Raw genomic sequence first — 13,477 nt, forward strand, 5'->3', positions numbered from 1 at the left:
CCGGAAGGGGACGACACCCTCGGTGCGCGGCGGCGCTTCCTCGGTGTCTCTGAGTTGGGACATGTCGGTTTTTAGAAAGAATGCGATGACTGAGACTATTAATTCCGTAGCTGCTAGCGCAAACCCATCAAGCGCTTCAGGCCAATTTGATGCACATAACAGCAGCGCGCTGCGCTTTATCACCTGCGGCTCGGTCGATGACGGCAAGAGCACGCTGATCGGTCGCCTGCTGGTGGACACCCGCGCCGTGCTGCAGGATCAGCTGGCCGGCGTCACCAAGTCCGGCGAAACGGATCTGGCACTGCTGACCGACGGCCTGGCCGCCGAGCGCGAGCAAGGCATCACGATCGATGTGGCCTACCGCTACTTCGCCACCGAGTCGCGCAAGTTCATCATTGGCGACGCTCCCGGTCACGAGCAGTACACACGCAATATGGTGACGGCAGCATCGAGCGCCGATGCCGCCGTGGTATTGGTCGATGCCACCAAGCTGGACTGGAAGAATGCCGATCTGGAGCTGCTGCCCCAGACCCGCCGCCACAGCCTGCTGGCCCATCTGCTGCGCGTGAATTCGCTGGTGTTTGCCGTCAACAAGCTCGACGCCGTGCAGGACCCGGCCCTGGCCTTTGCCCATATCAGCGCCGCGCTCCAGAAGTTCACAGCCTCCGCAGACATCAAGATCACGGCCACCGTGCCCGTGTCCGCGCTCAAGGGCTACAACGTGGTCAACAGCACCGACGGCTGGGCCGGCTACCACGGCCCCAGCCTGCTGCAACTGCTGGAACAACTGCCCAACACGCCCACCGACAGCGATCTGGCGCTGGCCTTCCCCGTGCAGTGGGTGGAGAAATTCTCTTCTTCGTCCGACACCAGCCAGGGCCGCCGCGTGTTCTGGGGCCGTGTCGCCACGGGCGTGGCCCGGGTCGGTGCCCAGGTGCAGATTCTGCCCAGCGGCCAGCTCGCGACCGTGGCCCAGGTCATAGACCACGCCCGCGCGCCCAAGGAAGTGGCTGCCGGCCTGTCCGCCGGCATCACGCTGGACCGCGAGGTCGATGTCTCGCGCGGCGACTGGATCATTGCCGCCCCCGTGCAAGCCGAAGTCGCCGAGGATGACTTTGATGCCCCTGCTGCCGCAAGCCCCTGGCCCAGCAGCCGCGAGATCACCGCCACCGTGGCCTGGATGGACACCGAACCCCTGGTGCCCGGTCGCGTTTACTGGGCGCTGCATGGCCATCGCTGGGTCAAGGCCAAGGCGCGCCGCTTGGTGCACCGCCTCAATATCAATACACTGGACAAGGAAGACGCCCAGCAGCTCGAGGCCAATGCCATCGGCCAGGTGGAGCTGGTGCTGCAGGAAGCCATTCCGGCCGCCCCCTTCTCCCAAGCCCGCCAGCTGGGCTCGCTGATTCTGGTGGACACCGCCAGCAATGCAACGGCCGGTGCCGCGCTGGTGAACTGAAGCCAATGAAGACAGGGCCGCAACCGCGATCTGGCCGCCAAACCAGATCTCCATACGGCCTTATCCAGCCAGGCACTGGCGCTGCGCGGGAAAAAACCTAAAATCACGGGGTTTTACCAATCCCCACCCAAGAAGAAGATTCTCAATGACTCACGTCGTTACCGAAAACTGCATCAAGTGCAAGTACACCGATTGCGTGGACGTTTGCCCCGTGGACTGCTTCCGTGAAGGCCCCAACTTTCTGGTGATCGATCCCGATGAGTGCATCGACTGTGCCGTCTGCATTCCCGAGTGCCCGGCCAATGCCATCTTTGCCGAAGAAGATGTGCCAGCCGATCAACTGGCCTTCATCAAGCTGAACGTGGATCTGTCCCAGCTCAAGAGCTGGAAGAGCATCACCAAGCGCAAGGCTTCGCTGCCCGACGCCGACGAGTGGAATGGCAAGCCGAACAAAGTGGATTTGCTGGAGCGCTAAGCCGGTCAGGGCGCGGACTGCGCTACGCTTGCCTGCATGAGCCCGTCCAACGCAACGACCAACGCTTCCCTCTCACTACAACCCGCCGTGGAAACCGACGCCATCATCATTGGCGCAGGTCCGGCGGGTTTGTTTCAGGCCTTCCAGCTTGGCCTGCAGGGCATTCAAGCCCATTTGATCGATGCCCTGCCCCATGTGGGCGGCCAGTGCAGCCAGCTCTACGCGCACAAGCCCATCTACGACATTCCCGGCATTCCCGTCTGCACGGGCCTGGAGCTGGTGCAACTGCTGGAAAAGCAGATCGCGCCCATGCAGGTGACCCGCCATCTGTCCCAGCAAGTACAGACCCTGCAAACCCTCGACGACGGACGCTGGCAGGTCGGAACCACGGCAGGCGCAATGTTCCACACCCGTACCGTCTTTATCGCCGCAGGCGTCGGCGCGTTCGTGCCCAAGGCCCTCAAGGCGCCAGGAGTGGATGAGCTCGGCACGGGTCAGCTGCACTATCACCCGCAGCAGCTGGATATGGCTGCAGGCCGCCAGGCGCTGGTCTATGGCGGCGATGAGGAAGCCGTAGCAGCAGCCATTGACTGCAGTTCAAGCGCGGCCAGAACCGTTCTCATGCACCGCCGTGACAGCTTCAATGCCGAGCCAGCGCAACTGACCCGGCTGCAGCAGCTGCGCGAGTCTGGCGCTGTCGAAGTGCTGATCGGCCAGATCACCGAAGTGCGGCACGGCGATGGCCTACTGGAGTCCGTGCAATGGATGGACGGTGAGGGCAATGAACATCTGCAGCCTGTCGAACAGTTGCTGGTCTACCAGGGCATTTCACCCAAGCTGGGCCCTTTGACGGACTGGGGACTGGCGCTGGAGCGCAAGCAACTGGCCGTGGATCCGGCAACGCTTGCCACCAGCGCCCCGGGGATTTATGCCATTGGCGACATCGTCAGCTACAGCGGCAAGAAACGGCTGATCCTCTGCGCCTTCCACGAGGCCACCATGGCCGCGTTCGCGGCAGCCGAATACCTGCAAGGCAGCAAGCCTTTGCTGGAATACACGACGACCAGCGCTCGCCTGCATGCCATCTTGGGCGTGTCCCACTGAAAAGCCGCCAGTGTCCTGCCTCGGACTCCTTGGAGTCCGCTGCTTCTGAGGCTGGCATAAAAAAACCGCTATCCCTCGGGATAGCGGTGTAAATCACGACGGGGTCAGACCCCACCGCGCGCACTTTGATCTCGGCTCAATGGCCATGTGCCGGCTTGACCGGAATGATGGGCACTTCCTTGCCTTCCTTGTCGTAGACCTTGCCACCTTCGACGCGGTCCCCATCGGCCAGGGCTTCAAGCACATGCTGGCTCAGGGCGCGGCCATAGCCGGCTTCAAAGACAGAAGGCTGATCGGAATTGCCTTGCTTGAAGTGGTTGTAGAGCAGGTTCAGGGTCACGGCAACCAGGGCCGTTGCGCTGATGCCCGAGTGGAAGATCGTGGCAAACCATGCAGGGAACTGGTCATAGAACTTGGGAGCCACCACCGGCAGCAGGCCCGCGCTCACCGAGGTGGCAACAATGATCAGATTCATATTGTTGTTGTATTCCACCTTGGCCAGGGTACGGATGCCGCTGGCAGCCACGGTACCGAACAGCACCAGACCGGCACCGCCCAGCACGGAGGGAGGCACACAGGCCACGATGCGGCCCATCACCGGCAACACACCAAACACGATCAGGATCAGGCCGGAGAAAGCCACCACGAAGCGGCTCTTGATTCCGGTCACAGCCACCAGGCCCACGTTCTGTGCAAAAGCGCTTTGCGTGAAGCCGCCGAAGATGGGGGCCACGATGCTGGAGAGCATGTCGGCGCGCAGACCATCACCCAGACGGCGACCGTCCACGGGGCTGTCCACGATTTCGCCCACGGCCAGCACGTCGGCCGAGGTTTCCACCAGGATCACCAGAATCACGATGAACATGGAGATGGTGGCCGCCATGTCGAAAGTGGGCCAGCCGAAGTGCAAAGGCGTAGGCACCGCAAAAATGGGGCCGTTGAACACCTGCGAGAAATCGGCCTTGCCGATGAAGACGGCCGTGATGGTGCCCACCACGATCGCCACCAGAATCGACAGGCGCGACAGCATGGCATTGCCCAGCTTGCTGAACAGCAGCACCATGAACAGCGACAGACCGGCCAGACCGATATTGCCCATGCTGCCGTAATCAGCAGACTTGGCATTGCCGCCCATGGCCCAATGCGCAGCCACAGGCATCAGCGACATGCCGATCACCGTGATCACGCAGCCATTGACCAGCGGCGGAAAGAACTTGGTGATGCGCGAAAAAACCGGCGCAATGATCAGGCCCAGTACCGAGGCGTACATGACGGCTCCCAGCACGCCCTGCATGCCGCCCCCGGTGTGCAGAATGCTGACCATGGTGGCCACGCCTGCGAATGAAACACCTTGAACCAGAGGCAGACGGCAGCCGAAGAAAGGGATGCCCAGGGTCTGCAGCAAGGTTGCCACACCACCCATGAACAGGCAGGCGGTCACCAGCAGACCGGCATCGGCAGCGGACATGCCAGCCGCTTCAGCGACGATCAGAGGCACCGCCACGATGCCGCCGTACATGGTCAACACATGTTGCAAGCCATACATGAGGTTGGCTGTGACGCCAAGATTCTCATCTTCGGGGCGCTTGACGGCCGCATCCCTGGATGCTCCGGTCTGATCGTTCATCTTTGTCTCCTAAATTACCTACTCACCAAGGCTCTAGAGGCCTTTCGCTCTGTCCGGTCGACTTGCAGCATCTCTTTCGGCAGCGATCTTTTCCGATCACCCCGGCGAGGCCTTGTGCTGCAGCCAGTCGCTCTTCTTCGAGAGCGATCCGACCTATAGAAAAGAGCAAACCACTCTTTCATTCACCCAAGTCAGTCTTTCAATCTCCCTTGATTGCAGGACATCCGCCGGACGGACTATTCCATTACGCAATCAAAGCCATACCCAGAAGGGCATGAGTCGAGACTGTACGTTGCCAGGACACCAAAATTGTCTACAGTTTTGTATACAAAGTGCTGACCAGAACCTTTCCAAAGCAAAAAAGCACACTCATTGGCTGCGATCGGGCACTGGAAATTGACACAGATCATGCCCAACCAGGCATTCATGCCCTCTATAAAGAACAAAAGGATGCAAGACACATTCCCAGTTGTGTCTTGCATCCAGCAGAGAAGAGAAAAGAGAGATCTGGAGCGCTTGTCAGTGGCCGCTCAGTCTTCCTCGGCCTGAGCGATGCCGGGAAACAGCACATCGGTAAAACCGAAACGGCTGAAATCGCGCACCCTCATCGGATAGAGCTTGCCCCAGAGGTGGTCGCACTCATGCTGGACCACGCGCGCGTGAAAGCCCTCCACCGTGCGGTCAATCGGGTCGCCGTAGATATCAAAGCCGGTGTATCGCACCTTGTTCCAGCGTGGCACCATGGCTCGCAGACCGGGAACAGACAGACAGCCTTCCCAATCCAGCTGCTCCTCTTCACCGATGGGTGTGATGACTGGATTGATCAGCACGGTACGGGGCACTATGGGGGCATCCGGATAACGGGGATTGGGCTCGCCCGAGCCAAACACCACCATCTGCAAATCCTCGCCGATCTGCGGCGCCGCCAGGCCGGCACCGTTGGCAGCATGCATGGTATCCAGCAAATCCTTGAGGAGCAGATGCAGCGCATCCGTATCAAATTCAGTCACCGGCTTGGCAAGCCTCAGCAGACGGGGATCACCCATCTTCAAAATGGTACGTACAGTCATATATCAATACGGCGTGCAGCAACCACCGGGCCACCGCACTGTTCAATCATCAAAAGCATAGCGCCGCCGCCAATCCACGTGAACGATGCGGCCTGTTCAGGTATCAGGCACAGAGAATTTAATGAAATTGTGATGAACTTCCTGCGAGCTCATTTTTACACCCTATAATCTAGGTCTTCTTCCTCAATAGCTCAGTCGGTAGAGCGCCGGACTGTTAATCCGTAGGTCCCTGGTTCGAGCCCAGGTTGAGGAGCCAAGAATTTCGATGCTTTGCGGATATCAAAGCATCACACCGACACATTCCTCAATAGCTCAGTCGGTAGAGCGCCGGACTGTTAATCCGTAGGTCCCTGGTTCGAGCCCAGGTTGAGGAGCCAAAATTTAGTTGCCTTGCAATCGCTCAAGGCATGTCACACCGACACATTCCTCAATAGCTCAGTCGGTAGAGCGCCGGACTGTTAATCCGTAGGTCCCTGGTTCGAGCCCAGGTTGAGGAGCCAAAACTTAGTCGCCTTGCAATCGTTCAAGGCATGTCACACCGACACATTCCTCAATAGCTCAGTCGGTAGAGCGCCGGACTGTTAATCCGTAGGTCCCTGGTTCGAGCCCAGGTTGAGGAGCCAAAATTTAGTTGCCTTGCAATCGCTCAAGGCATGTCACACCGACACATTCCTCAATAGCTCAGTCGGTAGAGCGCCGGACTGTTAATCCGTAGGTCCCTGGTTCGAGCCCAGGTTGAGGAGCCATTCAAAAGCCTGTATGCATTCATACAGGCTTTTTCTTTTCTCCGCTCAGGCAGCTCTCACCACGCCCACCGAAGCACCCACGGGCGGCGCATCTACGGCGACAGCCTTGTGTGCAGAGTGAGGGACATAGGGATAGTGATGCGGCACCACGGGAATATGCTGCTCGCCCTGCTCCCAGGCTCGCAATTCATCTTCCAGTCGCGCAGCACGTTCGGCGTACATCTGAGCGGAGGACTGGTAGTACTCCGCCGCGATAGTGTGCTCCAGAACAGCCATGCGCGCCTCTTGCAGATAGGCACGCGTACGGCGGATATAGCGCGGTTCGGAACGTCCAAAACCGAAGATCTTGCCGAAAAACATGTCCAACCTCCTTTTCCGGTAACAACGCAAATCCGTCACGACTCCTCAACCGATGGAGCAATGTTGCCAGCGTAATGTCTCCGGTTCAAGACATCTGTCCCACAGCAAGAGTTCGCCTCGTAGGAGGGGCGCCCGCCACTTGCGGCCGCCCACCCAAAGCCGGCCCCATGCAGGGCTTGAGACACTGCCATCCTGTCACAAAGCCCAACTCAAGAGTCAATCAGACACATGTCCGGGTATTTCCGGGAGCTCCTGCATCGCCCGGTGGGCAAGGACCTTCCCCTCGGATTGAAGATCTTCATGGCAGCCATGCTCCGGGGCCCAGCTCGATGCCTGCCCAAATAGCAACAGCAATGCCGAGTTGCCGCCAACCCTAGCCTGCCTATGCGCTGCGGCAGGCAAGAGCACCAGCCATCAGGACAGGATCGCCCCAGAGTTCAATGCTGCGCCCTCCGCCGCACAGACAAGCACAAGCTCGCGAGTCAGTTGCCCTGCAGGAAGTTCTGCACCCCTTCGGCCACATGAACACCAGAGGACATACAGGCCGTGAGCAGATAACCGCCCGTGGGGGCCTCCCAGTCCAGCATTTCTCCCGCACAGAAGACGCCAGGCAGAGCGGCACACATACCCCGCGCATCCAGAGCCTCCAGACGAACTCCGCCTGCAGTGCTGATGGCCTCATCGATGGGACGCGGCGCGATCACCGTCAAAGGCACCGCCTTGATCGTGGATGCCAAGCGCTTCATGTCCGCCATGCCATCCTTGCCGAGCACCTCATACAGCAAACCCGCCTTGATGCCATCAAGCCCCAGACGCCCTTTGAGATGACTGCTGAGACTGCGCGAGCCGCGCGGCCGCATCACCTCCTGCTGCACACGCTCCGCACTCCACTGCGGCAACAGATCCAGCTCGAAGCACGCAGCGCCCTGGCGGGCAATGCAGTCCCGCAACAGGGAGGAGACAGCATAGATCAGACTCCCCTCCACCCCGGTCTGCGTCGCAACAAATTCACCCTGACGCTCAAAGCCGGCACCTTGCTCGTCCGCAAACTTCAAAACCACCGACTTGAACGGCTGCCCGGCAAAGCGCTGAGCAAAGACCTCGCTCCAGCCGGCTTCAGGCCCTTGCGGCCAGCCCACATCAAAGCCACAGTTGGCCGCCTGCAACGGGGCAATGCCCACCCCCTTGTCCTGCAGCAGCGAAACCCAAGCGCCGTCCGAGCCCAGACGCGCCCAGCTGCCGCCGCCCGTCGCCAGCACCAAAGCCTTGCAGCCAATCTTGACCCTGGCACTTTCTGTCTGAAGAACCGGCTTGCCATCCTCTGCCCAGCCGACCCAGCGGTGACGCATATGAAACTGCACGCCCTGCGACTTCATACGCACCAGCCAGGCACGCAGCAGCGGCGCTGCCTTCATATCCGCAGGAAACACTCTTCCGGATGACCCCACAAAGGTATCAAAGCCCAGCTCCTTGACCCAGGCCTGAAGCTCGCTCGCACCCCACTTTTCGAGCCAGGGAGTCAAATCTGCAGAGCGGCAGCCATAGCGAGTGACAAAGCTCGAAAACTCCTCGGAGTGCGTAAGATTGAGACCGCCTTTGCCGGCCATGAGGAATTTGCGAGCCGCCGAGGCTTTCGCCTCGAATACTCTGACCGACAAGCCGGCCTTTGCCAATTGCTCGGCCGCCATCAAGCCTGCAGGCCCGGCACCGATCACTGCCACATCACAGACCCATTCGGAATCGACCATCAAGGGCTCCGAGACACTCATACTTCTACCACCTCAATCTGCCGGCAGCCACCGGCCGCCAAAGGGTGCGCAGAATACCACCGACGGCATTTCTGCAATATTGCGGGCACTATTAGCGTGATAGCTGCAAACAACCAGCCACACACCGTGGCGGGAGATGAGTTTCTGTCACAATCAACTCACTAGGCGAATAGACCGCCTACCTTTTTGATTCAAGAAAATCCAGGACTACAAATGGCCAGCGAATTGATCAAGCACATCACGGATGCAAGCTTTGAGTCTGACGTACTGCAACCCGGCACGACCGTGCTGGTGGATTACTGGGCTGAATGGTGCGGCCCTTGCAAGATGATCGCCCCCATCTTGGACGATGTGGCCGAAGGCTACAAAGGCAAGGTGCAGATCGCCAAGATGAATGTGGACGAAAACCGTGAGATCCCTGCCAAGTTCGGCATTCGCGGCATTCCCACACTGATGTTGTTCAAGGACGGCCAGCTGGCCGCCACCAAGGTTGGCGCGCTGAACAAGACGCAACTGTCCGCCTTCCTCGACCAGCATATCTAATGCATTCAACAAACAGAGCTCCCAATGGAGCTCTGTTTGCTTCTGGGCACCCGCTGCCCACCCCCATTTGCATCTGCTACAGACCCGGCACAGGCTGCAGATGACAAGTCCTCGATAAATTGCTTGCAAGCTGCGCCAGTTTTCCTGTCATAATGTATGAACCGCCGGCAACCGCATGGGACCGCGCTGGATTTTCTTCAGGCAAGCCTGCCCACTTTCACAGTGTCTCGTTAGGCTCTACGCCTCCCCCCCTGGTTATTCTCACTCCACGCTTGGAGTCATTTCATGCACCTTAATGAACTCAAGGCACTGCACGTGTCTGAAGTCTTGAAGCAGGCCGAAGCGCTTGAGATCGAAAATGTCGGTCGCATGCGCAAGCAGGAACTGATGTTCGCCATCATCAAAAAGCGCGCCAAGGCCGGTGAACAGGTCTTCGCCGACGGCGTGCTGGAAATCCTGCCCGATGGCTTCGGCTTTCTGCGTAGCCCCGATACCAGCTACACCGCCAGCACCGACGATATCTACATCTCGCCCAGCCAGGTGCGCCGCTTCAACCTGCACACCGGCGACATGATCGAAGGCGAAGTGCGCATCCCCAAGGATGGCGAGCGCTACTTCGCACTGACCAAGCTCGACAAGGTCAATGGCAATTCGCCCGAGCAAAACAAGCACAAGGTGCTGTTTGAAAACCTGACCCCTCTGTTCCCCAAGGAACAGATGCGCCTGGAGCGCGACATCAAGGGCGAAGAGAACATCACCGGCCGCATCATCGACATCATCGCCCCCATCGGCCGCGGCCAGCGCGCGCTGATCGTGGCACCGCCCAAGAGCGGCAAGACCATGATGATGCAGAGCATTGCGCACGCCATCACCGCCAATCACCCCGATGTGCACCTGATGGTGCTGCTGGTGGACGAGCGCCCCGAAGAAGTGACGGAAATGCAGCGCTCGGTCAAGGGCGAAATCATCGCCTCTACCTTCGACGAGCCTGCCACCCGCCACGTGCATGTCGCCGAAATGGTGATCGAGCGCGCCAAGCGCCTGGTGGAACTGGGCAAGGATGTGGTCATCCTGCTGGACTCCATCACCCGTCTGGCCCGCGCCTACAACAACGTCGTGCCCTCGTCGGGCAAGGTGCTGTCCGGCGGTGTGGACTCCAACGCCCTGCAGCGCCCCAAGCGCTTCTTCGGCGCCGCCCGCAATGTGGAAGAAGGTGGCTCCCTGACCATCATCGCCACTGCACTGGTCGACACCGGCAGCCGCATGGACGAAGTGATCTTTGAAGAATTCAAGGGCACGGGCAACAGCGAACTGCACCTGAATCGTCGCCTCTACGAGAAGCGCGTCTTCCCGGCCATCGAGCTCAACAAGAGCGGCACCCGCCGTGAAGAGTTGCTGCTGCCTCCCGAGATTCTGCAGAAGACCCGCATCCTGCGTCAGTTCATGTACAACATGGACGAGATCGAGTCCATGGAACTCATGATCAAGAACATGAAGGCCACCAAGAACAATGTGGAGTTCTTCGACATGATGCGTCGCGGCGGCTAAGCCCTTCGTGCACCGAGACAACAAAGCCCCGCCTCGCGGGGCTTTGTTGTTTCTGGCGCTTGACTCCACTGCTTGACCTAGCTCAAACTGAATTGCGAGCTGCCCCCCAATACTAGGGATACACATCTATACAAATCTTGCGATAACCGGAAGCCAAAAGCTTTCAAGTCGCAGGTTCTGCATTCATGGCCCCTTCAGCAAATCGCACACCACCCTACAACACTACACCGATGCGCCTGCTGGCAGCAGCCGCATTGCTGACAGCGCTGGCAGCCTGCAGCCCGACGGTGCCGATGCTGCAGCCACAGGCCCAGGCCAAGCTACCGGACAAGTGGCCTCAGGAGTGGACAAAAAAACAAGAGAACGCTGCGCCAGCAAATACGGCATCGATTGCCTGGCAAGACTTCTACCTTGACCAAAACCTGCAGGAGCTGATTCGCGCAGCTCTTGCCCACAATCAGGACCAGCGCCTTGCATTGCTGCGTGTGCAGGAGGCCCAGGCTGCCTATGACATACAGAGTGCTGCTCGACTGCCGAGCATTGGCCTGGGCAGCAGCCATGGCAGAGCACGTGTTCCCGCCGACCTCAACGCCAGCGGCCGCTCCGTCGTCGCCGGCGATCAGCAAGTCTTTGTCGGCCTCAACAGCTGGGAACTCGATCTTTGGGGCCGTGTCAAAAGCCTCAGCGAGGCTGCTTTAGGCAACTATCTGGCGCTGGATGCCACGCAGCATGCGGTTCAATCCAGTCTCATCAAGCAGGTGGCACTGAACTATCTGGCCCTGCGCAGCCTCGATGAGCGCCTGGCCCTGACCCAGCGCACGATTGCCAGCCGCGAGGAATCGCTGCGCATCTTCAAGCGCCGCACCGAGGTGGGCTCCACTTCACGCTATGCGCTCACGCAGGTACAGACTCTGGTTCACCAGGCCAAGGCCATAGGCACCCAGCTGGCACAGCAACGCGCGCTGCAGGCCAATGCGCTGCAGCAGCTCACGGGAATGGATGCAGACCGCTTGCCGGAGAGCAGCTCCACCGCCGGGATCCTGAAACCGATTCCCGAAGGCCTGCCGTCCGATCTGCTGACACAGCGCCCCGACATCATTGCCGCCGAGTACGGGCTGCAGACGGCCAAGGCCAACGTGGCCGCCGCACGCGCCGCGTTTCTGCCCCGTATCGCGCTGACCGGCAGCTGGGGCACGGCCAGCGCCGAACTCGACGGCCTGTTCAGAAGCGGCAGCCGTGCCTGGCAGTTTGCTCCCACGATTTCGCTGCCGATCTTTGACGGCGGCCAGCGCCAGGCCAACCTGAATCTGCAGGCCGTGCGACAGAACATGGCGGTCGTCCAGTACGAAAAAACCATAGAGACAGCAATGCGCGAAGTGCTGGACGCGCTGTCCAGCCGCACCATGCTCGAGCAGCAGCTCGTGGTGCTGACCGATCAGCGCGCTGCACTCAAGGAACGTGCCCGACTGGCCCGGCTGCGCTATGACCAGGGAGCCTCGCCCTATCTCGATGTGCTGGATGCCGAACGCGACCTGCTGAGTGCCGAGCAGCAACTGGTTCAGGGCCGTGAAGCCCTGCTGTCCACCCAGGTCGCTCTCTATGCCGCTTTGGGTGGAGGCTACTTGGCTCAAGGCCAGAACAGAGCCCCCAGCCCTGCAGCCCTCCAACCTTGACTGCGAATCCATGCCCATGAACAAGAAATTGACCATCGCCGCGCTCATCGTTGCCGCCGCCGCCCTGGGCGCCTATGGCTGGCAGCAATGGCGCAGCGCACAGGCATCCGAAGGCCTCGTCAGCGGCAACGGCCGCATCGAAGCCACCGAAATCGACGTCGCCACCAAATACGCCGGCCGCATCGCTGAAATCCTGGTGCAGGAAGGCGAGTTCGTGAAAGCCGGTCAGCCACTGGCGCGCATGCAGATCGAAAGCCTGCAGGCTCAGCAGCGCGAAGCCATAGCCGGTCGTGAGCGCGCCTCTCATGCGGTGACCTCGGCTCGCGCCGAAATCGCGCTGCGCGAAAGCCAGTACGCGGCCACCATGGCCACGGTGGCCCAGCGCGAGGCCGAACTGGATGCAGCGCTGCGCCGCGTCAAGCGCTCCGAGACCCTGGCGCGCGAAGGTGCTTCATCGGAGCAGGAGCTGGACGACGACCGGGCCCGCGTGCGTGGCGCCCAGGCCGCGCTCAAGGCCGCCCAGGCCCAGGCCACGGCCGCCAAGGCGGCCATCGACGCAGCCAAGGCCCAGACCATAGGTGCGGAATCGGCGGTGACGGCCGCTGCCGCCACCGTCCAGCGCATCGATGCCGATGTGAAGGACAGCGAACTCACCGCCCCGCGCGATGGCCGCGTGCAATACCGGCTGGCCCAGCCCGGCGAGGTGATCGGCGCAGGCGGCAAGGTGCTGAACATGGTGGATGTCTCGGACGTCTACATCAGCTTCTTCCTGCCCGAGACCGTGGCAGGCCGAGTGGCCCTTGGCACCGAGGTGCGCATCGTGCTGGATGCGGCTCCGCAATATGTGATTCCGGCTCAGGTGTCCTTTGTCGCCAGCACCGCCCAATTCACACCCAAGACCGTGGAGACGGCCAGCGAAAGACAGAAGCTGATGTTCCGCGTCAAGGCACGTATTGCACCGGACCTGCTGCAAAAGCACCTGGCTCAAGTCAAGACAGGCCTGCCCGGCGTGGCCTGGATCAAGCTCGATAAAGAGCGCGAATGGCCGGCCAAGCTGGAACTGCGCACCGGCGACGCTTCTGCCTCTTGAACGTTGCGTCCCC

11 protein-coding genes and 5 tRNA genes are annotated in these 13,477 nt (G+C 60.4%); 12 read left to right on the top strand and 4 right to left on the bottom strand.

The window, feature by feature from the left end:
• The first annotated feature begins 85 nt into the window (after positions 1-85).
• From MPZ60_RS16755 to MPZ60_RS16765, 3 genes are all read left to right on the top strand, one after another.
• Positions 86-1,459 carry a sulfate adenylyltransferase subunit 1 gene (locus tag MPZ60_RS16755; protein WP_034358690.1) on the top strand — a complete coding sequence of 458 codons (1,374 nt, stop codon included), beginning with the start codon at positions 86-88 and terminating at the stop codon, positions 1,457-1,459.
• Positions 1,460-1,604: 145 nt separating this feature from the next.
• Positions 1,605-1,934: a ferredoxin FdxA gene (fdxA, locus tag MPZ60_RS16760; protein WP_003053491.1), complete on the top strand. Its 330-nt coding sequence runs from the start codon at positions 1,605-1,607 to the stop codon at positions 1,932-1,934.
• Positions 1,935-1,970: 36 nt separating this feature from the next.
• Positions 1,971-3,038 carry an NAD(P)/FAD-dependent oxidoreductase gene (locus tag MPZ60_RS16765; protein WP_052057669.1) on the top strand — a complete coding sequence of 356 codons (1,068 nt, stop codon included), beginning with the start codon at positions 1,971-1,973 and terminating at the stop codon, positions 3,036-3,038.
• 136 nt (positions 3,039-3,174) lie between these two features.
• Here the strand turns inward: MPZ60_RS16765 and MPZ60_RS16770 are convergent, their stop codons facing one another.
• On the bottom strand, positions 3,175-4,665 hold the full coding sequence (locus MPZ60_RS16770) for a nucleobase:cation symporter-2 family protein (protein ID WP_003069706.1): 1,491 nt from the start codon (positions 4,663-4,665) through the stop codon (positions 3,175-3,177).
• A 530-nt stretch (positions 4,666-5,195) separates the two neighbouring features.
• Positions 5,196-5,735, bottom strand: coding sequence for a peptide deformylase (gene def, locus MPZ60_RS16775; protein ID WP_034358695.1), 540 nt, complete (start codon positions 5,733-5,735; stop codon positions 5,196-5,198).
• 180 nt (positions 5,736-5,915) lie between these two features.
• Between def and MPZ60_RS16780 the strand changes: the two genes are divergently transcribed.
• From MPZ60_RS16780 to MPZ60_RS16800, 5 genes are all read left to right on the top strand, one after another.
• Positions 5,916-5,991, top strand: a tRNA-Asn gene (locus MPZ60_RS16780).
• 45 nt (positions 5,992-6,036) lie between these two features.
• Positions 6,037-6,112: transfer RNA gene (locus MPZ60_RS16785), tRNA-Asn, on the top strand.
• 47 nt (positions 6,113-6,159) lie between these two features.
• Positions 6,160-6,235 (top strand) — tRNA-Asn (locus MPZ60_RS16790).
• A 47-nt stretch (positions 6,236-6,282) separates the two neighbouring features.
• Positions 6,283-6,358 (top strand) — tRNA-Asn (locus MPZ60_RS16795).
• Between the two features lie 47 nt (positions 6,359-6,405).
• Positions 6,406-6,481: transfer RNA gene (locus MPZ60_RS16800), tRNA-Asn, on the top strand.
• 45 nt (positions 6,482-6,526) lie between these two features.
• Here the strand turns inward: MPZ60_RS16800 and MPZ60_RS16805 are convergent.
• Positions 6,527-6,841 carry a hypothetical protein gene (locus tag MPZ60_RS16805; RefSeq protein ID WP_003067300.1) on the bottom strand — a complete coding sequence of 105 codons (315 nt, stop codon included), beginning with the start codon at positions 6,839-6,841 and terminating at the stop codon, positions 6,527-6,529.
• Between the two features lie 482 nt (positions 6,842-7,323).
• The gene (locus tag MPZ60_RS16810; RefSeq protein WP_242882040.1) at positions 7,324-8,610 is read right to left on the bottom strand and encodes a TIGR03862 family flavoprotein; all 1,287 of its coding nucleotides are present in this window, start codon (positions 8,608-8,610) and stop codon (positions 7,324-7,326) included.
• Positions 8,611-8,823: 213 nt separating this feature from the next.
• On the opposite strand from MPZ60_RS16810, the gene trxA reads away from it, so the two are divergent.
• The 4 genes from trxA to MPZ60_RS16830 all read left to right on the top strand — a co-directional run bounded on the left by trxA (position 8,824) and on the right by MPZ60_RS16830 (position 13,464).
• A complete protein-coding gene (gene trxA, locus MPZ60_RS16815) occupies positions 8,824-9,153 on the top strand; it encodes a thioredoxin TrxA (RefSeq protein ID WP_003053480.1) in 330 nt (109 codons plus the stop codon).
• 285 nt (positions 9,154-9,438) lie between these two features.
• Positions 9,439-10,701 (top strand): transcription termination factor Rho, encoded by a 1,263-nt coding sequence (rho, locus tag MPZ60_RS16820; protein ID WP_012839098.1) that lies wholly within the window; start codon positions 9,439-9,441, stop codon positions 10,699-10,701.
• 230 nt (positions 10,702-10,931) lie between these two features.
• Positions 10,932-12,374: an efflux transporter outer membrane subunit gene (locus tag MPZ60_RS16825; protein WP_034358697.1), complete on the top strand. Its 1,443-nt coding sequence runs from the start codon at positions 10,932-10,934 to the stop codon at positions 12,372-12,374.
• A gap of 10 nt (positions 12,375-12,384) precedes the next feature.
• Positions 12,385-13,464 (top strand): HlyD family secretion protein, encoded by a 1,080-nt coding sequence (locus MPZ60_RS16830; RefSeq protein ID WP_034358699.1) that lies wholly within the window; start codon positions 12,385-12,387, stop codon positions 13,462-13,464.
• Positions 13,465-13,477 lie beyond the last annotated feature (13 nt).

The sequence above is a fragment of the Comamonas sp. 7D-2 genome (assembly GCF_022749555.1).
Classification (GTDB): Bacteria; Pseudomonadota; Gammaproteobacteria; order Burkholderiales; family Burkholderiaceae_C; genus Comamonas; species Comamonas thiooxydans.